General features: G+C 43.2%; 23 protein-coding genes and 1 tRNA gene. 2 read left to right on the forward strand and 22 right to left on the reverse strand.

Going from position 1 to position 24,273, the window contains the following annotated elements; translation table 11 throughout:
• Nucleotides 1–147 precede the first annotated feature (147 nt).
• The 4 genes from gap to rpoN form a co-directional block, all read right to left on the reverse strand.
• On the reverse strand, nucleotides 148–1,155 hold the full coding sequence (gap, locus tag AC0VXY_RS19305; RefSeq protein ID WP_435989293.1) for a type I glyceraldehyde-3-phosphate dehydrogenase: 1,008 nt from the start codon (nucleotides 1,153–1,155) through the stop codon (nucleotides 148–150).
• A gap of 55 nt (nucleotides 1,156–1,210) precedes the next feature.
• Complete coding sequence (locus AC0VXY_RS19310; RefSeq protein ID WP_435989292.1) at nucleotides 1,211–2,230, reverse strand: sugar-binding transcriptional regulator; 1,020 nt, start codon at nucleotides 2,228–2,230, stop codon at nucleotides 1,211–1,213.
• 149 nt (nucleotides 2,231–2,379) lie between these two features.
• Nucleotides 2,380–2,625, reverse strand: coding sequence for a glutaredoxin family protein (locus tag AC0VXY_RS19315; protein WP_061809793.1), 246 nt, complete (start codon nucleotides 2,623–2,625; stop codon nucleotides 2,380–2,382).
• A gap of 211 nt (nucleotides 2,626–2,836) precedes the next feature.
• On the reverse strand, nucleotides 2,837–4,177 hold the full coding sequence (gene rpoN, locus AC0VXY_RS19320; RefSeq protein ID WP_475526206.1) for an RNA polymerase factor sigma-54: 1,341 nt from the start codon (nucleotides 4,175–4,177) through the stop codon (nucleotides 2,837–2,839).
• Between the two features lie 315 nt (nucleotides 4,178–4,492).
• Here rpoN and AC0VXY_RS19325 point away from each other — a divergent pair, with 315 nt between their 5' ends.
• Nucleotides 4,493–5,773, forward strand: a complete 1,281-nt coding sequence (locus tag AC0VXY_RS19325) for an IS110 family RNA-guided transposase (protein ID WP_475526207.1) — start codon at nucleotides 4,493–4,495, stop codon at nucleotides 5,771–5,773.
• Between the two features lie 497 nt (nucleotides 5,774–6,270).
• On the opposite strand, the gene AC0VXY_RS19330 is transcribed toward AC0VXY_RS19325, so the two are convergent.
• Together AC0VXY_RS19330 and AC0VXY_RS19335 are read right to left on the reverse strand one after the other, a co-directional pair.
• Entirely contained in the window at nucleotides 6,271–6,870 is a 600-nt protein-coding gene (locus AC0VXY_RS19330; protein WP_475526208.1) for a 3'-5' exonuclease, read from the reverse strand.
• A 298-nt stretch (nucleotides 6,871–7,168) separates the two neighbouring features.
• Nucleotides 7,169–7,240: transfer RNA gene (locus AC0VXY_RS19335), tRNA-Arg, on the reverse strand.
• A gap of 588 nt (nucleotides 7,241–7,828) precedes the next feature.
• Here AC0VXY_RS19335 and clpP point away from each other — a divergent pair.
• Entirely contained in the window at nucleotides 7,829–8,425 is a 597-nt protein-coding gene (gene clpP, locus AC0VXY_RS19340; protein WP_098439082.1) for an ATP-dependent Clp endopeptidase proteolytic subunit ClpP, read from the forward strand.
• Nucleotides 8,426–8,538: 113 nt separating this feature from the next.
• On the opposite strand, the gene AC0VXY_RS19345 is transcribed toward clpP, so the two are convergent.
• The 16 genes from AC0VXY_RS19345 to AC0VXY_RS19420 form a co-directional block, all read right to left on the reverse strand.
• Complete coding sequence (locus tag AC0VXY_RS19345; RefSeq protein ID WP_475526209.1) at nucleotides 8,539–8,796, reverse strand: HPr family phosphocarrier protein; 258 nt, start codon at nucleotides 8,794–8,796, stop codon at nucleotides 8,539–8,541.
• A 27-nt stretch (nucleotides 8,797–8,823) separates the two neighbouring features.
• On the reverse strand, nucleotides 8,824–9,771 hold the full coding sequence (gene whiA, locus AC0VXY_RS19350; RefSeq protein WP_034764240.1) for a DNA-binding protein WhiA: 948 nt from the start codon (nucleotides 9,769–9,771) through the stop codon (nucleotides 8,824–8,826).
• Between the two features lie 60 nt (nucleotides 9,772–9,831).
• The gene (locus AC0VXY_RS19355) at nucleotides 9,832–10,794 is read right to left on the reverse strand and encodes a gluconeogenesis factor YvcK family protein (protein WP_435989287.1); all 963 of its coding nucleotides are present in this window, start codon (nucleotides 10,792–10,794) and stop codon (nucleotides 9,832–9,834) included.
• Nucleotides 10,791–11,684 (reverse strand): RNase adapter RapZ, encoded by an 894-nt coding sequence (rapZ, locus tag AC0VXY_RS19360; protein WP_435989286.1) that lies wholly within the window; start codon nucleotides 11,682–11,684, stop codon nucleotides 10,791–10,793. The genes AC0VXY_RS19355 and rapZ overlap by 4 nt, the downstream gene beginning before the upstream one ends.
• 50 nt (nucleotides 11,685–11,734) lie before the next feature.
• Nucleotides 11,735–12,193, reverse strand: coding sequence for an 8-oxo-dGTP diphosphatase (locus AC0VXY_RS19365; protein WP_034764665.1), 459 nt, complete (start codon nucleotides 12,191–12,193; stop codon nucleotides 11,735–11,737).
• A 430-nt stretch (nucleotides 12,194–12,623) separates the two neighbouring features.
• Entirely contained in the window at nucleotides 12,624–13,340 is a 717-nt protein-coding gene (locus AC0VXY_RS19370; protein WP_435989285.1) for a GDSL-type esterase/lipase family protein, read from the reverse strand.
• A 156-nt stretch (nucleotides 13,341–13,496) separates the two neighbouring features.
• On the reverse strand, nucleotides 13,497–14,483 hold the full coding sequence (locus tag AC0VXY_RS19375; protein ID WP_475526210.1) for an NAD(P)H-dependent flavin oxidoreductase: 987 nt from the start codon (nucleotides 14,481–14,483) through the stop codon (nucleotides 13,497–13,499).
• 198 nt (nucleotides 14,484–14,681) lie between these two features.
• Nucleotides 14,682–15,944 carry an MFS transporter gene (locus AC0VXY_RS19380; RefSeq protein ID WP_475526211.1) on the reverse strand — a complete coding sequence of 421 codons (1,263 nt, stop codon included), beginning with the start codon at nucleotides 15,942–15,944 and terminating at the stop codon, nucleotides 14,682–14,684.
• 107 nt (nucleotides 15,945–16,051) lie between these two features.
• Nucleotides 16,052–16,456, reverse strand: coding sequence for a PaaI family thioesterase (locus AC0VXY_RS19385; RefSeq protein WP_435989282.1), 405 nt, complete (start codon nucleotides 16,454–16,456; stop codon nucleotides 16,052–16,054).
• A gap of 17 nt (nucleotides 16,457–16,473) precedes the next feature.
• On the reverse strand, nucleotides 16,474–17,256 hold the full coding sequence (locus AC0VXY_RS19390) for an enoyl-CoA hydratase/isomerase family protein (RefSeq protein WP_475526212.1): 783 nt from the start codon (nucleotides 17,254–17,256) through the stop codon (nucleotides 16,474–16,476).
• 27 nt (nucleotides 17,257–17,283) lie between these two features.
• Complete coding sequence (locus AC0VXY_RS19395; RefSeq protein WP_475526213.1) at nucleotides 17,284–18,447, reverse strand: thiolase family protein; 1,164 nt, start codon at nucleotides 18,445–18,447, stop codon at nucleotides 17,284–17,286.
• 22 nt (nucleotides 18,448–18,469) lie between these two features.
• Nucleotides 18,470–19,657, reverse strand: a complete 1,188-nt coding sequence (locus AC0VXY_RS19400; protein ID WP_475526214.1) for a thiolase family protein — start codon at nucleotides 19,655–19,657, stop codon at nucleotides 18,470–18,472.
• Nucleotides 19,658–19,679: 22 nt separating this feature from the next.
• Nucleotides 19,680–20,828, reverse strand: coding sequence for an acyl-CoA dehydrogenase family protein (locus tag AC0VXY_RS19405; protein ID WP_475526215.1), 1,149 nt, complete (start codon nucleotides 20,826–20,828; stop codon nucleotides 19,680–19,682).
• Nucleotides 20,829–20,845: 17 nt separating this feature from the next.
• Complete coding sequence (locus AC0VXY_RS19410) at nucleotides 20,846–21,697, reverse strand: 3-hydroxyacyl-CoA dehydrogenase family protein (protein WP_475527906.1); 852 nt, start codon at nucleotides 21,695–21,697, stop codon at nucleotides 20,846–20,848.
• Nucleotides 21,698–21,739: 42 nt separating this feature from the next.
• Nucleotides 21,740–22,621: a 3-hydroxyacyl-CoA dehydrogenase family protein gene (locus tag AC0VXY_RS19415; protein ID WP_475526216.1), complete on the reverse strand. Its 882-nt coding sequence runs from the start codon at nucleotides 22,619–22,621 to the stop codon at nucleotides 21,740–21,742.
• On the reverse strand, nucleotides 22,602–24,236 hold the full coding sequence (locus AC0VXY_RS19420; protein WP_475526217.1) for a long-chain-fatty-acid--CoA ligase: 1,635 nt from the start codon (nucleotides 24,234–24,236) through the stop codon (nucleotides 22,602–22,604). Before AC0VXY_RS19420 ends, AC0VXY_RS19415 begins: the two co-directional genes overlap by 20 nt.
• Between the last annotated feature and the right edge of the window lie 37 nt (nucleotides 24,237–24,273).

A 24,273-nucleotide genomic window follows, 5' to 3' on the forward strand; every position in this document is an offset into this window, starting at 1 on the left:
CTTTTTCAAAAAAATAGAAACAACAACAAGAAAAGGGAGAGGGGAATCTTCCCCGCTCCCCTTTATCACATCTTCATTATAGATGGTGGGACAAAATTTATCCATCAATCACCATGCTAATGATGTCAATTTACAAAACTTTATGAATTAAAGTCCTTTTGAAGCGATATAACCAGCTAGGTCTACAACACGGTTAGAGTATCCGCTCTCGTTGTCATACCAAGAGATGACTTTCACCATGTTGTCTTCTAGAACCATAGTTGAAAGTGCATCGATTGTAGAAGAAGCAGGGCTGCCATTGTAATCAGTTGATACTAAAGGCTCTTCGCTGTAAGCAAGGATTCCTTTAAGATCGCCTTCAGAAGCTTCTTTGAAAGCGGCATTAATGTCTTCAGCTGTTACGTTCTTATCAAGTTCAGCAACTAAGTCTACTAGAGAAACGTTTGGAGTTGGAACACGAACCGCTCCACCGTTCAATTTCCCTTTAAGCTCAGGAAGAACTAGAGATACAGCCTTCGCAGCACCTGTAGTTGTTGGAATCATGTTCTCAGCAGCTGCACGTGCACGACGGTAATCTTTATGTGGTAAATCTAAGATTTGTTGGTCGTTTGTGTAAGAGTGGATCGTTGTCATCATTCCACGCTTGATTCCGAATTTATCGTTAAGAACTTTCGCGAATGGCGCTAAGCAGTTAGTTGTACAAGATGCGTTAGAGATAACGTCGTGGCTAGCCGCGTCGTATTTATCTTCGTTAACACCCATAACCACTGTAATGTCTTCATCAGATGCAGGAGCAGAGATGATGACTTTCTTCGCACCAGCTTCGATGTGCTTCGCTGCGTCAGCACGTTTTGTGAAACGGCCCGTAGATTCAACAACGATATCTACATCAAGATCTCCCCAACCAAGTTGAGCAGGATCGCGCTCTGCCAATACTTTTACTTTCTTACCGCCAACTACAAGGTAGTCACCGTCAACAGTTACTTTCTCTTGAAGAGTTCCGTGAACTGTATCATATTGTAAAAGGTGAGCAAGCATGTTTGCATCAGTTAAGTCATTAACTGCTACTACCTCTACGTCGTTATTTTTAAGTGCTGCACGGAATACATTACGTCCGATACGTCCAAATCCGTTAATACCAATTTTTGTTGCCATGAATAATTTCCTCCTTTAGATAGTTAAGGATGATTTTTTTATATTTCAAAAGGGCTTACCCTTTTAAAAGCTCTCTCGCTGCTCCTTCATCCGTGATGAGCACGGTTTTATGAGGAGCACCCTTCATATACGCCCGAATCGCTTTCGCCTTCGAGCTGCCGCCAGCGACGGCGATGACGTTCTCAATGTGACTAAGATCTTCTAATTGCAGGCCGATCGTCGGCACCTTATGTACCACTTCACCTGCTTCGTCAAAATAATAACCAAATGCTTCCCCGACGGCATGACCCCTGGTGATTTTCTCGAAATCTTCGTCCGTGGTCTTTCGTCTTTCAGCCATTGTAATAGCATCTCCAATTCCATGGAGAACCATGTTAGCCGATTTGATCAGATTAAGAACCTCTTTGATCATCGGTTCTTTCAAAAAGGATTTGTATACTTCTTTACTAACCTGATCCGGCACATATAAAACACGATGTCGCGTTCCTGTGTGCTCGGCCATCTTGGCACAAATGGTATTGGCCTGGTTCTTAACGTCCTCTCCAATTCCACCCCGTGCAGGAACAAACAAAGTTTCATCAGAGAAATCAGGTGTCAGCCTTTCTGCTACGGCTGCCATCGTCGAACCTCCAGTCACAGCGATGATAGTATTCCCTTTTAGTCGGCGTTTCATACTAGCAGCTGAAGCGCGCCCTAATTCTTCTTTTACCCAAGGAGACTCATCACTATTCCCAGGAACGATTACAATTTGATGAAGATTTAGTAACGATTTTAATTCCTGTTCCATTACGTTGATTCCGGAAATCTCTCTCATCATGCTTTCAAGATTCTCTAAAAGCTGTATACCCTCTTCCGTCATGATCATTCCGGAAGTTTTGATATCAATGAGATCTTGATTATTCAAAAACTCCACTTCACTTCTCAGCACGCGTTCGGTCAGGCCCATATTCTGAGCAAGACTTCTGCGTCCGACAGGCTGCATGAACCGGATGGAACGTAGAATTTGATGCCTCTTTTGCATAACTTCAAGCAGGTCAGGTAATAATCGCTTTTGTATGTCAATTAAAGATTCCATAATTAAAAGCTCCTTCAAATGAAGTGCGCGGATGCGTTGGACTCATTCAGTCCCGCATAGACATATTATGTCCCACTACCTCCAAAAAAAATTCATCCCTGCTTTCAAGATTCATTTTATCAGGGTATGAATCGTAATTCAACTAGAAACTATCGGGTTTTTTCATGTAAACGCTTGCTGAGCGTAAAATAATCAATCTGCCCATACTGAAGGATTTCCCCGTCCAGTTCCACGACCGGGATCATCAGTCCGAAACGTTCCGTGAGGTCATCGCTTTTATCGATGTCCTCTTCTTCAATGGAAAAGCCCATCTCATCCTGAAGAAGTTTCAGGGTGATTTTTGCGTCTTCGCAAAGGCCGCATTGGGTTCGTGTGTAGAAAATCACTTGCTTCATATTGTTGCCTCGCTTTGTTTAGTTGTAGGTAGCGTCAGGTTGATTTTTTATCCTTGTACCTGGTACAATCGTGCATTCGTGTACCTGGTACAAAATGGCTTCGGTGTACCAGGTACAAACCGGCTTCGGTGTACCAGGTACAAACCGGCTTCGGTGTACCAGGTACAAACTAACTATTTTGTACCTGGTACAATCTCCATGCAAAAATCCTCTATTCATACCTCTTCCTCATCGTCGAAGAAGTGATCCCCATTTGATCCCGGTATTTGGCGATGGTCCTTCTGGAAACATCATACCCTTTATCCAAAAGTAGATTCACAATCTTCTGGTCTGATAGAGGCTTTTTCTTATCTTCTTCATCAACCAGCTTCTGAAGCTCGTTTTTCACTGTCCGGGCAGACGCCGCTTCTGAATCCTCAAGTTTGACCGACTTTATTGCTGAGGTAAAGAAGTACTTCAACTCGAAGATCCCAAAGGGGGTTTGCATATACTTCCCCTTCACGGCACGGCTGATCGTCGATTCATGCACATCGATTTCATCGGCGACCTGCTTTAACGTCAGGGGCTGGATTGCAGATGGCCCTTCCAAAAAGAAAGACTTCTGCTTCTCAGCAAGCATCTTCCCCACTTTCAGGATCGTCTGTTTTCGCTGCCGTAAACTTTGCAGGAGCCACTGGAAATCCTGCTCCTTCTCTTGAAGATAGGTTTGGACTTCCCTTTCAGGATGATGCTTCAAGAAATCAGTGTACTCTTCATTATAAGTGACGTTCACGGTAGTTCCATCATATAACGATACGGCCACGGTATGACCGTCGATCACGTTCACCACAAGCTCAGGGATAATGTATTCAGCAATATGCGGTGAGTATTTCGATCCCGGCCTCGGGTTGCAGTGCTGGATGAAATCAGCAGCCTGCTGGATGTCTTTCAGATCAACCCCAAGTTCCTTGCTGATCGACTTCCACTTCTTTTTGGCAAAAGCTTGAAAATGATTGTTTATAATCATCATTACCAATGGGGGAACATCGGACTTCCGCTGCAGCTGAAGGGAAATACACTCCTGCAGGCTCCTTGCTCCTATCCCGGCAGGTTCCAACTCCTGAATCCTCTTAATATAGTTTTCCAGTTGAGCCCTTTCCAAACCATGTTTTTGATTGAAGGATGGTTCATCCATTCTTAAATAACCGTTGTCATCCAAGCTGCATATTAATTCATCTAGTATTTTCCGATCGAAAGAAGTAAGCGATTTCAAATTTATTTGAACAGATAGCGCATCCCCAAGGGTTCTCGTGGGCACGGAAACATATTCATACCAATCCACCGTATGATCGGGATTGCCGGCATTTCGTTTATACGTATAAGGTTCTCGTTGATAGAGGGAGTCTTGTTTAGGCGGTTCTACTTGAATAAGGGGATTCTCTAATTGCTTAGCTTCTAAATAAGCATTCAGTTCCATCGTAGAATATTGGAGGATGGTGATGGCTTGAGAAAGCTGTTGAGTCATTTGAAGTTTAAGTTGTTGATTTTGAAATAGCCCTGCTTTCAAATTCATGATTACTAACCTCCCATTTATCTATTCTACAATAAAATTGGTGGTTCGTTAATGGGAATTCGTTGGTAGTATTATGTATATGATATTTTTCAAAAATTCCACAGAGCGTGTGGTGGTTGATTTCCGCTGCAGGTGCTCGCTTTCCGCGGGGCGTGAGTTGAGCCTCCTCGGGCTTTGCCCTGCGGGGTCTCAACTTTCCCGCTTTTCCCGCAGGAGCAATTCCTGTGAGATGAGAATTCATCTATTGCATAAAAAAAGACCCTCCGTTATGATGCAGGTGCTAACCAATCGCTCATAACTAAGGAGGATCTTCACATGCATAATAATCGAAATCACCGTATTAATCAAATTTCTGACACCACACTGGTTGTCGGTATCGACATAGCCAAGCGTAACCATTACGCCTGTGCCGTGGATGAGCGTGGACGTGAACTCAAGAAAAGCTTTGTCATTCGTCAATCCCTTCAAGGATTTGAAAGCTTTTACGCCACAATTCTAAAGCTCTTGGATATTCATAAGAAAAAAGAAATAATCGTTGGCTTTGAACCGACCGGACATTACTGGATGAACCTCGCAGCTTTTCTAACAGAACATGGCATTCCATATGTCCTGGTCAATCCTCTGCACGTGAAGCAAACCAAAGAGCTAGACGATAACCTACAGAGTAAAAACGATCTAAAAGATGCCCGCGTCATCGCAAAAATGATGCCCCAAGGATATTACAATATGCCAAGGGAAATGACTCAAATCGATTCAGAGCTTCGTCGGGGGACGGCCTATCGAGCCCGTTTAAAAGAAGAATCGGCCTCTATTCAAAACCGCATTCGACGATGGATCGACCTTTATTTCCCTGAGTTCGCTTCTGTAATTAAAGGTCTTGGGAAGCAGGCTAAGGCTATCTTGAAATATGCCTCTTTACCAGAAGATCTCTTGATCTTCTCGCCTGAAGAACTGATTGGCTTTCTCCATGAAAAGGGCGTTCGTTATCTGTCAAAGAAGAAAGTAGAACTACTACTTCAAGTGGCAAAGCATTCTATAGGACTTCAAGACAGTCCGGAAATGGCACGCATGGAAATCAGGATGTTACTTGACCAATTGTCCATGTATGAATCACAGATTCATTCGCTTACTGAAAGACTTATCGCCCTTGCCCGTGAATTGCCTGACTTTGATTACCTTACTTCCATTCCTGGTATTAGTGAAACAACCGTATTGGAGTTACTTTCAGAAACAGGTTCACTCAAACGTTACAAGGATCCACGCCAATTATTTAAACTCGCGGGACTCACACTCGTAACCAATTCATCTGGTGAATCAAAGGGTAGAAAAAGGATTTCTAAGCGAGGGCGAAGAAGGCTTCGAGCCTTATTGTATAAAGCAGTGTTCCCTTTACTACACGCTAATTCGGCGTTTCGAGCACTTTATGATTATTACAGCAATGATCGAGAGAAACCGGTAACGAAAAAAGAAGCACTTGTGATTCTTTGTCGTAAGTTACTTCAAATTTGTCACGGTCTTAGTCATTATGGAACGACATTTGATTTAGAGCGAATGATGCGAGACATGCCTTTCCTCGCTCATCCTAAAGCAGCTTAAAGCTTTGAATTAGAACGTAGTTCTTCTACAACCCAGACACTGAGAAGCCGGCCCATACACGACTTTCGACGATCATCTGATCAGTCCATGCAGGAGCATACGCCGGCCTCTGCGTTAGGGAAAGACCCAACGAAGGAATGTAGGCACTCGATGCCAGGAGATATGGGAGGGTAAGTCTACCTAATAAGCAGAGATCAAATGTGCCCATACTGAAAAATGAGGGAGACCCTTCCAGTCTCTCAACGCAACGCGTAAGCATAATTTCCTTTATTTTGAACAAATAAGAAAAAAAGGGAATACGTTTAGCTAATATGATTCTAAAAAAAATTTCAAAAGAAATTAAAACGGTTGTAAGCCCTGATATAATAACTTTTCCCGCCGGAGTCGAGCACCTTCCGCTTCAATCAACTGTCAGAGTGTGGGTGTTCTCCGTCCATCTCAACACCATACTCTTAATATATTCAATAGAATCTGTAAAAAAAACGACTAAAGTTTAGTTATTTAGCAGATTTACTTACTAATGAAGAGCGATAGATGCCTTCGGATATTTCTCCCGGTTTAATTCGAGTCTTATTGTAGAGAGAATCAAAGTCCGTAATCTTGTACTCTTCTGCCAGCTTTAGCATTAATTGAGCGCATGCTTTAGCATCATCTGCAGCATGATGGTGATGATCTAATTCGATTCCAAAATAAGTACAAATAGACGAAAGCTGATAGGCAGGGAGACCCTTCACCACTTTTCTGGACATTTGATATGTGCAGAGAAATTGGTTGTATACAGGCTTCATTTCATAACGAGCTAAATTATCCCTCAAAGCGTATCCATCGAAGGAAAGATTATGAGCAATCATCAACTTGTTCTCTATTTTCCCCTTGATAGAATGATAGAAAGCATCGAACGTCATCGCTCCTTCAACATCTTGTGGTGTAATTCCATGTATGCTGATATTAAACCTATCAAATCCCTCTTCCGGATCGATTAATTGATAAATTGAATCAACAATTTCACCGTTTTCTACAAACACCATTCCGACTGAGCATATACTGTGTCTTGCACGATTAGCCGTTTCAAAATCAAAAGCTACAAAATCTTTCATACTAAGCCACCATCCCGGTTTAAGATTCTTCTTCTATGCTATATCAACGAGTTTCTCTTCTTTTCCTCATCTCTAACTATTCTTCTGGCAAAACCAATAAATCTCAACACATAAATCTTTTTTACGTGTTTAGTAACTTTCCTATGTATATAACTCAAAACTGATCCGGCACTTCTTCAAAATAGGTATATTATATGATTATACATTACACTAAAATACCCTTAACCTCAAAAACAAAAAAAGATGCCTCCACAAATCAAAAATTTGTAGAAACACCTTCATATCTCTCTTACAACTACGCCCTCGGAGGGAATCGAACCCCCATCTCAAGAACCGGAATCTTACGTGCTATCCGTTGCACCACGAGGGCATGAAATGAATAACCGTCACGAATATATATTATAAGCCAGAAAATGCTTGTTTGCAATAGATATTATCGTTTACGTCTTTTTTTAATCCTTTATTAATATTTTATAAAGTGGATGGAACTTCTATGTAGCACACTGACTTATTAGGATAGGATCTACTCTCCTCTTTTACTATCCTATTTGAGAACCACAGAGTGGATTGAAGCGGAAGGCACTTGACTCCTGCGGGAATAGCGGGAAAGTTGAGACCCCACAGGGCAAAGCCCGAGGAGGCTCAACTCACGCCCCGCCGGAAAGCAAGTGCCTGCAGCGGAAAGAAACGGTCTTCAATTCTACACGATACTTTTCTAAGAAGGACCTTCTCTATATCTTGAAGAAGTGAGTGCTATCTCACATATAGGAACTCATAAACTTTACAAATAGCGAACTGTTTAAAAAAGGTATCAATGGGTATCATGTAGAAAGGATTTATATACAGGGTAATAACGGAATCGTTTAGTTTGACCTTTATTGACCATGGGTGTATGATAACAATACAAAGTGAATAAGTAATTCCAACAAATAAAAAGAATTTCTAAGGAGGAACGAGGATGAATTTAATTCCTACAGTTATTGAACAAACAAACCGCGGTGAGCGTGCGTATGACATTTATTCACGTTTATTGAAAGACCGTGTCATCATGCTTGGAAGCGGCATTGACGACAATGTGGCGAACTCCATTGTAGCACAACTTCTTTTCCTTGAATCTGAAAATCCGGAGAAGGATATCTCAATCTACATAAACTCTCCTGGCGGAAGCATCACGGCAGGTATGGCTATTTACGATACGATTCAATACATCAAGCCTGATGTTCAGACGATCTGTATCGGTATGGCGGCTTCAATGGGAGCGTTCCTTCTTGCAGCTGGTGCAAAAGGCAAGCGCTTAGCCCTTCCAAACGCTGAAGTGATGATTCACCAACCACTTGGTGGTGCTCAAGGTCAGGCGACGGAAATCGAAATCGCTGCGAAGCGCATTCTATTCCTTCGCGAAAAATTGAATCAAATCCTTGCTGATCGCACTGGTCAACCTCTTGAAGTGATTTCAAAAGATACGGACCGCGATAACTTCATGACAGCTGAAAGAGCGCTTGAATACGGATTGATCGACCGCATCATCACCCGTAACGAAATGGATAATAAATAAGAACCAAAAAACCCCCTTTCCAGACTCCGGGAAGGGGGTTTTTTTGTATCCTCTACCGATAGAAAAAGCCGATGACCACTCCCTGGTCACCGGCTTTTTCTGAAGTTGAACATTTACACCTCTTTTTGAACGAATCCTTCAAGGGCGTCGAGCGCTTCTTCTTCGTCGCTTCCGTCTGCTACCAATGTGATGGCAGAGCCGGTGGAGATCGCTAGACTCATTAAGCCCATGATGCTTTTGGCATTGACCTTCTTCCCATCTTTTTCTAAGAAGATTTCAGATGAGAAGCGGTTTGCCTCCTGCACGAATAATGCCGCCGGTCGCGCCTGAAGACCCGTCTTCAATTTCACTTCTACTTGTTTTTCCACCATAATCATTTCTCTCCCCTTTGTCCTTAATTAGGTATTGAGCTTTTCTCCCGCTCTTAACTTGTCTGCCAGCTGATCGATTTTCCGTAAGCGGTGATTGATTCCTGATTTACTGATCGTGCCGCCTGACACCATTTCCCCCAGTTCTTTCAACGTGACATCCTGATAGTTCACTCGAAGCTCTGCTATCTCCCTTAATTTATCGGGTAAAACCTGCAATCCTACATGTCTTTCGATAAACTTGATGTTTTCTACTTGTCTCAAGGCTGCACCGATGGTTTTATTCAAGTTAGCCGTCTCGCAATTCACCAGACGATTAACGGAATTCCTCATATCACGGACGATCCGTACATCCTCAAATCGAAGCAGGGCGTTGTGTGCCCCTATGATATTCAGGAACTCCGTGATTTTCTCCGCTTCCTTCAAATACGTAATGAAGCCTTTTTTCCGTTCAAGGGTCTTACTGTTCAAGCCAAAGGAATTCATCAGCTCGGACAACGCTTCGTTGTGTTCAGAATAAAGAGAAAAGATTTCTAAATGATACGATGATGTTTCCGGATTGTTAACCGAACCGCCGGCAAGGAACGCTCCCCGTAGGTACGAGCGCCTGCAGCATTTCTTTTTGATCAGATCTTCCGCTATATTATGGATAAAGGTGAAATGTTCACCCAGTATTTTCAGGTCCTCGAGGATCATCTTGGTATCTTCTTTGATTCGTACAATGTACACATTATTTTTCTTCAGCCGCATTTTCTTCCGAACCAGAAGCTCTACCGGGGTGTCGTACCCTTTTTTGATTAATGTATAGATTCTTCTGGCAATGGCGGCGTTTTCGGTTTGAATATTGACGACGAGCATTTGATTCGAGAAGGACAATGAACCATTCATCCGAATCAATGCGGAAAGCTCTGCACTTGCACAGCAATCCTTCACTTCAATATTAGTCAGTTCTTTTTTCGTTTCAGACGCAAACGACATCCCCATCACCTCCTAGCAAACGCTTGCACAACCTTTTACGCAGGAAATTTCCGTTGTATATCAGTTGGTTGATTCTTTCAAATAAGAATAAATAATATCCGCGACCTTCTCTGTGTTATGACGGACGAGATGATTTTCATAGGAAAGGATCTCTTCTGCGATCACTTCCAAGCCCATGGATTTTAATTTATCCACATCAAAATGAACGGGGCTTGCCTGCTCTTCATTATATCTTTCCTGTACCTCTTTAGGCACCTGTTTCTTGTTTACCAAGATATAATCAATGCTTGGAGTTTCTAAATGATCGTATAACGCCTTCACGTGGTCGCTCGCTGAATAATCCAGTGTCTCCCCTGCCTGGGTCATGATGTTGCAAATGTACATCTTTTTGGCTTCCGCCTGACAGACGGCTTCGCCAATTCCAGGGACAAGGAGATTCGGTAAGATACTAGTATATAGGCTTCCCGGTCCCATCACAATTAAATCGGCTTCTTTGATGGCCCGCAACGTTTCACCTAATGCCTTGATGCTGTCCGGCTTCAGGAAGACACGTTTGATCTTCTTGCCGGCTTTCGGAATGGCGGATTCCCCCGTCACGATCGTCCCATCCTCCATTTCAGCCTTGAGGATGACACTCTGGTTCGCTGACGGAAGTACCTTTCCCTTCACATTCAATACCCTGCTCATTTCCTGAATCGCATGGACAAAGTCTCCCGTAATGGAAGCAAGGGCCGCGATGATCAAGTTCCCGAGGGCATGACCGGAAAGTTCATTCGTCGTTTCAAATCGATGCTGAAACATTTGTTCAACCAGTGGCTCTACTTCTGACAGGGCAGCGAGGACATTCCGTATATCCCCCGGTGGAGGTATGTCCAGGCTGTCCCGCAAACGACCGGAACTGCCGCCGTCATCTGCAACGGTGACGATGGCCGATATATCAATCGGGTGTCGCTTCAATCCCCTGAGAAGGACCGGCAGGCCGGTCCCTCCCCCGATCACGACGACCTTGGGTGTATGTGTCATGTTGTTAGACCCTTTCTCTTCTGGATGTCTCGATGAGAAATTTTTGTTTGGTAGTCATTTTCGAAATGATGTCCAAGATACTCTGCTAACGCAACCGAACGATGCTGCCCGCCTGTACATCCAATGGCCACGACAAGCTGACTCTTCCCTTCACGCTTGTATTGGGGAAGCATGAACGAGAGTAAATCGGTTACTTTTTCGATGAATTTATTCGTTTCATTCCATTTCAACACATAGGTTGATACCTCTTCATCCAATCCCGTTTTCGGTCTCATATGATCAATATAATGGGGATTAGGGAGGAAGCGTACATCAAACACCAGATCGGCATCGATGGGAATCCCGTGTTTGAAACCGAAGGATACGACGTTCACCGTGAAGATCGTTTTCTTGTTCACCGAGAATTCCGTTAAAATCTTTTCCCTAAGTTCTCTTGGCTTCATGGTGGAAGTGGTATAGATCAGCTGGGCACGCCCCTTCAATTCCTCGAGGAGCTCCCTTTCCTGACGGATCCCCTCAAGAGGCAAGCCTGATGGAGCCAATGGATGTGAACGGCGTGTTTCCTTGTAGCGTCTGACCAGGGATGAATCATCTGCATCAAGGTAGAGGATCTGAGGCGATACCCATGATGTTTCCGCCAATTCATCCAATGCTTTAAATAGATGATCGAAGAATTCCCTTCCCCTGAGATCCATGACAAGGGCGACCTTATTCATTTTATTACCGGACTCTTTCATCAGTTCCAAAAATTTTGGCAGAAGAGTGGGCGGCAGATTGTCCACACAGAAGAATCCCAAATCCTCAAAGCTTTGAATGGCAACGGTTTTGCCAGCTCCGGACATACCCGTTATGATGACCAATTGAACATCGTTTGCAGAACCTGTACTCATGCTCTTCCCCCGCTTTTCTATCGTAATATTCTATATAAAAAGTTCGTTGTTTAACTTGGATCCAGTCGATATGATAATAATTTAAAATCTGGAGTATAGGTGAAGGTTCCATATATCGTATTCTTTCCGTGCAAAAGGTAGTCCAGAATATGATAATCCCCTTCAGCCATAGGCAAATTCTTGATGTCTTCAATAGGATGCCATTTGATCTTACCTTCTGCTGATTCTTGAAGATTGACTCCATCCGCCTCTGTTGCGAAGAAAGAGAACATCATCCACTCCGAAACGATTTGATCACCGTCTTTAATAATGAACGTAAAGACGCCTTTTAAATCAGGATTCTTTAAATAGATGCCCGTTTCCTCACGATACTCCCGGATGACGGCATCCCTGATCGATTCTCCGGACTCCATCTTTCCACCCGGGGCTACCCACCAGTTTCTTCTTGGCTTTTGGAGAAGGAGCACCTTGTCTCCATCCAGATATAAACAATTTGTGACACGTTGCACTACCTTCACCTCAATCTTGATGATTCGGGATCGATGAATGGATCAGTCCCGATTACAGTCAACTTCATTCCTTACATTATACTATGATTGAAGACAAGCTACAATGTCTCCGCCTGCCTGAAAACGTGTCGATTGAAATCGAAAGATATTGGGACAGGTTTTGACATGTTGAGGAGTCTGCAAATGATTGGTACAGGTATTCCCCAATCACTATAACAGAAAAAAAGGCAAAAAAAATAGACACAGGCGATTCCTGTGTCATCTACGGGATTTATTACTTAAAAGGGGGTCAATTTCTTATTATCTATATTACCCGAAAATTGTTTCACTAGTGTTACAACAGATTTAAAACGGTATTACGGAATTGTTAATGTTTCAATCGGAGATTCGCAAACCACCCCGAATTCCCCCGAACATTGTAAAAATAAGGTTAAAAGTCATAATTCTTCATAATTTGATCTGCCATTAATTCATATCCTTTTCCATTAGGATGCAGGGAGTCATGGAAATAGTTTTCTTTAGACTTTCCTTTAAATAGTGGATTGGTTGATACATATTTCACATTCTCATGTTTTTCTGCTTCCTTCTTCATTGACTTATTCCAATCATCCACATAAGCTTCAATTTTATCGCTGTCCTTGTCAGGATACGGATTATACAATCCCAACACGATGATATCCGCTTTTTTGCTCGCTGTCCCGACAATATTCAGGATCTTATCCAGATGATCGAGATAGTCCTTTTTCGCTTCCATTATTTCATCGTGGTGTAAAGGGAACAAGTCTCCACCATTGTTCTTGATTAGATCATTGGTTCCAATGTTGATGATATATACATCCGCTTCACTTAAATCCTCGGCAACCTCAGGCTTTACGATTTGTGCGAGTAATTGATCCGACTGCTGTCCCGGTATCCCAAGGTTTTGAAAGTTATACGACTTCTTGGTTTGTTCTTTATTTACTTTCTCTTCTAACCGCCCGATATAACCTGTTTCCTTCTTATCACCATAGCCGTAAGTGAGGGAATCCCCCAATGCAATCACCCGTTTTTTTGATGAGGACTCTGTCTCATCTGCAAAAAAACTGAAGTAGACGACAGGAATAAGAGCAAACAGTACGACAACCCCTGCGATTTTTAACATTTTCATTATTGATCCGACCTTCCGAAATAAACTGAGATGACTTTCATAATAGTCGTTATTCCCTGTTGGAGGGGTTATAACCCTGTATATTTATGGAAATTAGTTGCCGGTTTGGGGTGCAGAAGAAGTGAAGAGGGACGGACCTCTGGATTATAGGTGTGTCTATGTATCACTCCAAATATTTCTCATCCTGTCCGTTGTTTGTCTTCCTTCACCTACCACCTCTGAAATGATTTCTTTTACAGTTTGAATTTCCCGGATTCTTGCTACGGATTGACCACATGAAAAAACACCCGCATCGAGGTCTCCTTCGTTGAAGACCTTTGCCGACCTCTTGCCTGAAATAAAAGGTAAGAGTTCCTCCAATGTAGCTCCTCTACTTTCTGCATCCAGCACTTTAAGAGCAATCGCATTTCTGCCCACTCTCGAAGTTGAACCAATTGATTTCTGAATCAATGCCGTATCTATTTCTGATGCTTGTACCATCCATCTCTTTACATTGTCGTGGACCATTGCTTCTTGAGATGCTAAAAATCTCGTACCCATTACTATACCTTCTGCCCCTAAAGCAAGCATCGCAGCCAATCCGCGTCCATCTGCGATCCCACCTCCTGCAAGAACCGGAATAGAAACTGCATCCACTGTCTGGGGAACTAAAACGATATTCCCCACATCCTCCATCCCTGGATGACCCCCAGCTTCAAATCCCACTACAGTTACTGCATCGCATCCTACCCTCTCGGCTGTCTTGGCATATTTTACTCCTGCGACTTTATGGATAACGATTACGTTATTATCTTTTAATATCTTCATATAAGGTTCAGGATTTCTGCCCGAGGTCTCCACAATCCGTATCCCTTCATCCAGCAATACATCTATATATGCCTCGTTTGGCATTTTTTTCACGCTGGGAAATAAGTTGATATTTACGCCAATCGGTTTTTTTGTTAATTTTCTTGCTTTTCTTATTTCATGACGCAATTCCTCCGCCGTTTCAAAAGTGGAAGAGGTCATTATCCCAAGCCCTCCCGCCTCTGAAACAGCAGCTGCTAAAGGAGCACGCCCAATTCTGTATAAACCACCGCAAATAACTGGATATTGAATTTTCAGTAGTTCTGTAATACGTGTTTTCATATTTTCCTCCTCCAAACATTTAATTCGGTTTGCAACCATTCCTCTACTTTCGCAATTCACAATACCCAGTCTAAAAAAGAAGATGCATGCCCTATCCAAAGGCATGCAACCAGGGTAGACAACAGAATGGGAAACATCTAAAGAAAAGTTATTAACATTCACATGCTCTTCTACTTTTGCCGTTGGTTAAAAAAGTAGTGGGGGAAATCGTCGTCACGAATACTTAATATTAGAATTTTCAGATAAATCATCATGCAGTTCAACCTTATTTTTCGCTATAGACGGTTTAACAAAAAGAGCAAATAATATACTAAAAACCAGAACAAGAAAGGCCATTGACATAATAGATAAGTTATAACCTGCAATTTTATTTGCTCCAGCCAATCCAACTATATAACCAGTTAAAATCGGAGCAATGATTCCTGCGACATTACCTGAAGAAGTTAAAATACTTGTCATCAATGCACCACGTTCTGGCCACTCATTAATCATAATGGTTGGTCCAATCGGTAAAATAGAATAGGTTAACCCTTTAGCTAAACACATGGCGATGATGACCCATAACGGATTTTGAAAAATAGTAATGGATGCCAATAAGAGAGACCCCAGTATCATCGCTCCAGCAACTACAAAAATCCTTGATACACGCCAGTTTTCGCTTTTCTTAAATAAATAATCAGATAGCATTGAAACCCCTGTATATATAAAGACTGAAACAATTCCAATAACCGCTACACTGTATCCCATTTCTCCTGGAGACATTTTCACTGATTCTACTAGATAAATAGGTAGCCAGACAGAAAACCAGACAACAAGGATATATGTGGAAAAATACGCTAATGTCGTAAATAAAGCTGAAGGAGAACCAAGAAGCTTTAAGAAATCTTTTACATTTATTTTCCCCAGCTTTTCTTTCTTTTTCTTCTGAACCTCCTGATATTTTTTAACAGGACTTTCCTTCGTGAAAAATTGAAATAAGAAGAACCATACAATACTTGCCAGACCGAGACAGGCAAAAGCTGCCTTCCATCCTAATATAGTAATCAATGCCACCAGCAGCGGTGCAACAATCATTGCTCCGACAGTTCCACCAGCAACTACAACAGAGTTTGCAAATCCTCTTTGTTTTGCCGGGAACCATTTATCTGCATGATTGTAGGCAACTGGACTAAATGGGCCTTCGAATGCCCCCAATAAAACCCGGTATACAACCAATAGTGGTAAAGCAGCAATCGCTAAGACACCAAATTGCAGGATGGCCCATGTTAACATTAATAATCCAAGGACTTTTTTTGCTCCAATTCGATCTGCCCATGCAGCTCCAAAAATTCCGGTTACAGGATAAAGCCAGTAATAACTGCTTCCTACAAGCCCCCACTCTGCATAGGATAAATCCAGTTCTTTCATGATGGAAAGTGCCGCAAGCCCAATGATTGATTTATCAGCAAAATTAATCACTGCACCGAAAAATAACATTAGAAGAACAAACCACCGCATATGAATCCCTCTTTTCTTTGTTATTATTTATTAGGTTAAAAAAGGAGTTAGGAGTGGAAACGCTTACTAATATAATGAACAAAAAATCACTTCTCCCGAACCAGCTTGAACGTCCCCATTCCTTTTGCCAGAATATTACCTTGACTATCCTTAATTTCCCCTTCAGTGAAAGCAAGTTTATATCCTTGCTGAAGAACTTTGGCCTCTGCGAAGATTTCACCTTCTGAAATACTGGAAAGATAATGAACGGTTAAACTCGTTGTCACTACCTTTGCTTTCGTGACGGACCGCGTGACCATGCCGAGAATATAATCCAGCATAGTGGCATGAACACCCCCATGGAGGGTTCCGTTTATATTAAGCAAATAGTCTTTAATATCCAGCTTGATTTTCACATTTCCTTCTTCAAAATTCACGATTTCAAACCCTATATGGGAAAAAAACGGGTTATCTTTAAATTTTTCGCGGATATCCTCTATTGTAATTGGCAACCTTCGCCTCCCCCTTCTTATCTGCCTTGATACTCTGGTTTTCGTTTTTCCAGGAATGCCGTCGTTCCCTCTCTTTTGTCTTCTGAAGAAAAGAGGACGGCTTGAGCAAGCTTTTCGATCATCAACCCCGTCTTCATGTCCACGTCAGATCCCAGATTTACAGCAATCTTAGCCAACTTTACAGCTAAAGGGCCTTTTGACAGGATTTGACCCGCCACTTCTTCTACCTTTTCTTCAAGGTCTTCAGGCTTGGTTACTTCTGACACAAGACCAATTCGGCACGCCTCTACGGCATCCATCACCTTGCCCATTAATATCATTTCCAGTGCTTTTCCTTTTCCTACAATCCTGACTAGACGCTGCGTTCCTCCCGCACTGGGGATAATGGATAAATTAAGTTCCGGCAAACCAAGCTTGGCAGTGGTCGAGGCGACCCGTATGTCACATGCCATGGCTAATTCACATCCGCCTCCCAAAGCATACCCATTAATCATAGCAATAGTAGGCTTCTCGAAAGACTCTATTAAATTGTACACATCTTGCATTCCGCATGGACTTAATGCATCAAGCGCCGATTTTTCACGCAGTTGGCCAATATCAGCTCCGGCAGCGAACGATTTATCTCCTTGCCCTGTAAAGACCAGACACGCTACTGTTTCATCTTTCCTTATTTCTTCTAAAGCCTCTGTTATTTCTCCTAATGTTTCCTTCGTCAGAGCATTTCTCTGTTCAGGACGATTGATTACGATATAAGCGAGCTGTCCTTTTTTAATCACGTCTATATTTGCAAATGTAAACATACCTATATCCCTCCATTCTTCATTTCTCTACCGTTCAAGTATTAAAGCAATGCCTTGTCCTCCGCCTATACAAGCTGCTGCAAGAGCACGTTTTGCATCACGTCTTTCCATTTCATATATTAATTTTGTAATGAGCATGGCCCCGGTTGCTGCGATGGGATGACCGTGAGCAATGGCCCCTCCATTTACATTAACCTTTTTCATGTCCATGGATAGTTCCCGCTGACAAGCAAGCACCTGAGCAGCGAACGCCTCATTAAACTCAATTAAATCGAAATCAAGAAGAGATAGACCTGTTCTTCGAAGTACTTTTTGAACAGCAGGGACTGGACCAATTCCCATTGTATTTGGGTCCACTCCCGCAACTGCCCACTCCTTCACTTTCGCTAATACGGCTATTCCCTTTTCATTTGCCCGATCCTCTGACATAAGAACAACAGCTGATGCCCCATCATTGACACCAGAAGAATTCCCGGCTGTTACACTTCCCCCTTTTTTAAATACGGGAGAAAGCTTTGATAAATCTTCTAATGTCGTATTCGGACGAACATGTTCATCTTGATTGAAAGAATAGGATTCTCCTTTTCTATTCGTAATAGAAATTGGGACAATCTGTTCCTTGAAATACCCACTATTGATCGCTTTGGCCATCTTTTGTTGGCTTTCATATGCAAATAAATCCTGTTCCTCCCTCGTTACTTCGTACTTTTCAGCTAAATTTTCCGCTGTTATTCCCATAGGAGGATCACCGATACGATCTGGTGAAAGTTTTCTTTTTACAAATTGAGGAGGCATTCGATCATAGGGTCTACTTTGGGGTGCAAGTAAATATGGTGACCGTGACATGCTTTCGGTTCCACCTGCAAGAAAGACCTCTCCACGACCTGCCCGGATTTGATCAGCAGCAAGACCTATACTATTAATTCCTGAACCACATTGACGATCAATGGTCATGCCGGGTATGGAAAGAGGTAAATCAGCTTCAAGCAGTGTCAGCCTGGCCATATTCCCTCCCCCAGCCAGACAGTTTCCAAAGATGACATCATCAATGTCCTCTGCTCTTATATGTGCACGCTGAATCGCTTCCTTCATCACAGCAGCTCCATACATGGAAGGATCCATATTAGCAAGAGTCCCTCCTTGTTTGGCAATGGCGGTCCGAACGGCGGATACAATAACAGGCTGTTTCATAACATCCTCTCCTTATTTAAATCTATAAAATGGTTTCAAGCATAATCGCCATGCCTTGCCCACCACCCACACAAAGGGTAGCAATCCCATACCTTTCTTGTCTGCGTACCATCTCGTGTAATAAGGTAGTGACTATCCGGGCTCCCGTTGCTCCAACAGGGTGACCAAGGGCAATCGCTCCTCCATTTACATTCACTTTATTCACATGCAGACTCAGCTCTCGAATGACAGCCAATGCTTGAGAAGCAAAAGCTTCATTCAGCTCAAAAAGCCCGATATCCTCTATTGTCTTCCCTGTTCTTTGCAGTAATTTCTTTACCGCCGGCACCGGTCCAATCCCCATGACTTCTGGTGAAACTCCCGTGGTGGCCCAGTCTACTATCCTTACTAGTGGCTTACTCTTTAATCGTTCAGCTTCACTTCTTTTCATTAATACTAATGCAGAAGCTCCGTCATTTCGTCCGCAGGCATTACCTGCTGTAACCGTTCCACTTTCCTTGAAAGCGGGCTTTAAACCCGACAGTTTTTCAATCGTTGTTTCAGGACGGGGATGTTCGTCTCGATCGATTGTAACCATTCCCTTTTTTTGTTGGATCATTACCGGGACGACTTCATCTTTGAAAGTTCCATTTCCCATAGCTTTTGCAGCTCTTTGTTGACTCTCTACTGCAAAAGTGTCCTGATCTTCTCTTGAGATCTCATATTTTTCAGCTACATTTTCCGCTGTGATTCCCATTCCCAGATGATATCCATATAATTCTTGTGGTTGCTGACCGTTTTCTTTGTTTGAATCTACTAGGATTGACCGATTTCCTCCAAAGCGCGCATTCCTTAAATAAAGGGGGGCACGACTCATACTTTCTGTTCCCCCAGCCACAATGATTGTTCCTTGGTTGGAGTCTATCTGCTGTACAGCTGAGGTAATGGCCTGCATGCCTGATGCGCATAATCGGTTGACTGTAAATGCTGGTGAAGTGGCCGGTATCCCTGCCCTTAATGCCGCTACTCTGGCAACATTCGATGATTCCGTTGATTGTCTTACTTCTCCTAAAATGACTTCACTAACTTGTTCAGCCGCTATGTTCGCTTTATTTACTGCCTCTTCTATAACAAGACTCGCCAGATGACCGGAGCTGATTTCTCTTAAAGCACCTCCATAGCGGCCAATCGGCGTCCGAACAGCGCTTACAATGACGATTTCCTCTCGCATCGTTTTTCTCCCCCTCCTCTTATCAGCTATACTCTTTCTTTAGTTGACCAGCTATTATGTTTTTCTGTATTTCAGATGTTCCTTCATATATCCTTGTGATTCTGGCATCCCTGAAAAAACGCTCAATCGGATAATCTGCAATATACCCGATGCCTCCGTGAACTTGAACAGCTTTATCTGCTACACGGTTGTATACTTCTGAACCAAATAGTTTCAGCATAGCCGCTTCTTTTATCACTTTCATTCCTTCATCGACCATCCAGGCTACCCGATATGTAAATGATCGCAGTGACTCAACATCTACTGCCATTTCAGCTATCATATGAGATACGGCTTGATGTTCGAAAATCGGAACATCAAATTGAATCCGTTCTTGCGCATAAGTTGCAGTTAAATCCAGAAGTTTCTGACACGAACCAAGATTGCGCGCTGCCAATCCGGCACGCCCATTTGCCAGGATCTTTAGTGCGTTGACATATCCCTGTCCTTCTTCTCCCAATACGTTTTCAACAGGCACTTCACAATCTTCTAAAATGATTTCAGCTGAATGGGATCCCCTGAGCCCCATCTTCCGCTCCACTGCCCCGACGTGAAACCCCGGGAAATCTTTTTCTATAATGAAGGATGTAATACCCTTTGCACCCTTTTCCGGATCTGTCACAGCCATCACTGTGAATATATCTGCTTCTGTCGCGTTTGTAATATAATGCTTCGTACCGTTTAAGAGGTATTTGTCTCCCTTTTTTACAGCCGATGTTTTTAGATTCGTGGCATGAGAACCTGCACCAGGCTCAGTCAACGCAAACGCCCCGATTTTTTCACCCCTGGCCATGGCAGGCAAATACTTACGCTTTTGTTCCTCGTTGCCCATTTCTACAATACCGACCGTCCCGATCCCCGTATGTGCCCCAATCAGAGTGGTATAACCGTTGTGCGTAGCTCCGATCTCCTCATACAGTGCACATTTTCCCACCATCCCGATTCCAAGCCCCTCATAGGCTTCCGGAATGCTTAATCCGAACAGGCCCAATTCTTTTGACATTTCTTTAATCCGGTCGGGGATTTTATCCTCTTGTTCGATCTGCATTGCCACAGCCTCTACCTCTGTTTGGACAAAATCACGTACACCTTTTTTCAAAAATTGAATGTCTTCGCTTAGACGAAAGTCCATCCTGTTCACCTCTTTCACTATTGTTTGCTATATTCGTAGAAACCTCTGCCTGTTTTCCTGCCTAATCTTCCCGCTTTCACGTACTTTGTAAGAATAGGGCAGGGACGATAGGTTTCACCGAGTGTCTTATAGAGATACTCCATATTACGGAGCCTTGTATCCAATCCGACTAAATCCGCTAACTCCAAAGGCCCCATGGGATGATTCAATCCCAGCTTCATCGCTTTATCGATGTCTTCGATACTCCCTACGCCTTCCATTACCATCTTCATCGCTTCGTTGCCGATCAGGCAATTCATGCGACTGACGGCAAAGCCGGGAAATTCGTTGATCCTGACACATTCTTTCCCAATGGTTTCTCCGAACTGAAAACTTTTAGCCACCGTTTCTTCGGAAGTTTCTAATCCACAGATCACTTCAATTAATTTCATTTTTGGAACGGGGTTAAAAAAGTGAAGGGCGATACATTGAGGTGGTCTGTTCGTTTGAGCTCCAATCTCTGTTGGACTCATGGTAGAAGTATTGGTTGCCAGGATGGCGTGCTTAGGAGCGTATTCATCCAATTGCTTAAAAATCCCGACCTTCAGTTCCATTACTTCAAGAACCGCTTCAATGACTAAATCTGCTTGACCAGCCGCATCCTGAAGATCTGTCGTATACCTAATGTTTTGGTCATAATGGTTTACCTGATCGACTGTCAGGAATTCTTTTTGTACTGCTTTTTGAAATTGGCTGTCTATATACTCTTTGCATGCTTCAAGGGTATGAGAATGAATATCCTGTACGGTAACCGATAGGCCGGCTGCTGCGCACGTGTAAGCGATCCCCCGCCCCATTGTTCCCGCACCGATGATGGCTACCTGCTTGATCATGTTCACGCCCCCTTTCCGTTTTTGACTTCTTCTTCGGGCTTATACCCGGACGTCAGAATGGTCGTAGGTGTAAAATCCTTTTCCTGTTTTCCGTCCCAATTCCCCTTTATGGACTTTGTCCTCCACGATTTGAGCCGGCTTGTCGGCTTCATTCCCACTTTCTTGATATCGTTGCATCCGCACAAAGTAATTTACATCAATGCCTGTCAAATCCATGAGGGCAAAAGGGCCAATCGGATGGTTTAACGCTTTTGTACATACCAGATCGATTTCTTCATGATCTGCATATCCGTTTTCCAGTAAATACACGGCTTCATCCATTAATTTCCCCAGGATCCGGTTGGCAATAAATCCTGAAATCTCTTTTTTCAGAAGAACAGGTACTTTTTGAATCTTTTTGACTACCTCCACTGCAAGTTCCGCTGTCTCATCAGATGTATGAGGTCCCCGTACCACTTCGACCAGTTCCATCACAAGGGCCGGATTGAAAAAATGTACGTTGCATACTTTTTCAGGTCTGTCCGTCACATCGGCGATCTTCGAACTGACAATGGTGGAGCTGTTCGTTGCCAGGATGGCATGCTTCGGGACGATCTGATCCAGTTTTGCAAAGAGTTCCCGTTTAGCCTCTAACTTCTCGACGATTGCTTCAATTACAAAATCCGCCTGCTGAAGATCTTCCAAAGAAGAGGAAAACATCATTCGGCTAAAGGCGTCCGCCACCTCTTTTTCTGTTAATCTACTTTTTTGGATCCTTCTATCCATATGACCTTGCAGAGAGTGTTTGGCCTTAATAAGACTCTCATCACTCACGTCATGGAGAATAACCGAATACCCGCCCAAGGCACACACCATGGCAATTTGTGATCCCATTGCGCCAGATCCGACGACACCTATTGTTTTAATCTCGCTCATTTGCACGCTTACTCTCCTCCTTATTCCGTTCCTCTTGAACCAACAGCCTCTTTAACAGCTTCCCGACTGTATTCCGAGGGAGCGACTCCCTTATTTCAAACTCCTTTGGCACTTTATAACGTGTTAACTTCATATAACAATGACCTTTGATTTCTTCTAAATCCACTTGACAATCATCTTTTGGAACAATGTATGCCTTTACAATTTCTCCGTTTGTTTGATCCGGAATTCCAACCACAGCCGCTTCCTTCACATGTGGATGTTCATACAGGATACTCTCTACTTCCTGGGGATAAATGTTGAACCCGCCTACAATCACCATTTCTTTCTTTCTTCCGACAATGTAAAAGTAACCCTCTTCATCCATCGTGGCCAGATCCCCTGTGAAGAGCCATCCGTCCCGTAAGGAGCGACTCGTTTCCTTCTCATTGTTCCAATAGCCTTTCATGATTTGGGGTCCTTTAATGAGCAATTCCCCCACACAATTGGCCGGCAATTCCTGCCCATTCTGATCCACGATCATACAATCTGTACCTGGCACCGGGATTCCGATACTCCCTATCTTCCTTACACCGGTAGTGGGATTGCGATGAGTGGATGGAGACGCTTCAGATAAGCCAAATCCTTCTAATATGGCTGATCCCGTTAAATACTCAAAACGTTTAATAATTTCAATGGGAAGAGGCGCCGACCCACAGGAACACATTTTTATACAATCCAGCCCGTAGTCCTCTACTCCAGGATGATTCACAAATGCACTGTACATTTTGGGAACCCCGGGAAAGTAAGTCGGGCGGTATTCACGAATATTGTCCAACACATTCTCTATTTCAAATTTCTTGATCAGCAGCAATGTCCCCCCGATGTACAAACCAAGGTTCATGGCGCTTGTCATGGCATACACATGATATAGTGGTGTCGCAGTCAATACGATTTCCTCTCCCAGGAGCATGTTCCCCCCATACATATATTGACTTTGAACGACATTGGCAATCAGGTTGTAGTGGGTCAGAACCGCTCCCTTCATCTTACCGGTCGTCCCTCCGGTGTACTGGATAACCGCTACATCCTCATGTACAGATACAGGTGCGGGCTTATCCAGAGAATGGGAGGAATGTTTTAACTCTTCTAAGCTGTGAAACCCGGATCCTTCACTACCTTTTTCCGCTTGTGAGACAAAGACATGCCGGAACGGATAGATTCCGGATACTTCCTTAACAGCTTGGATTGCCCCCGGATCCACGACTAGATAGGTTACATGAGAATCGCTTGCCAGTTGAAGGAGTTCTCTGGCCGTATACATTGGATTAATCTGCACGACGACCAGCCCAAGTGCCTGAGCAGCGTAATAGGAAGTGATATAATCTGGATGATTCGAGAGCATGAGGCCGATCCGTTCCCCTTTGCTTGCCCCCAGTCTTCTCCAGGATGCCGCCAAGCGATCCACTCCATCCTTTAATTCACGATAGGTCATCTTTTGATGTTCATAAATAATGGCTGTACGCTTTCCGTATAGTTCCGCTGACTTCTCCAAAATGCTATACAGGGGAATTTCCGGAATTTGAAAATCCTTATTGGTTGGATAAAATTTACTCCACGGCCGATCTAATAAGTTTTGCAAAGAGATTTCACCTTCCTCTTTCATTCAGTTCTATACC

The sequence above is a fragment of the Rossellomorea sp. QJM3NY_18 genome (assembly GCF_056173145.1).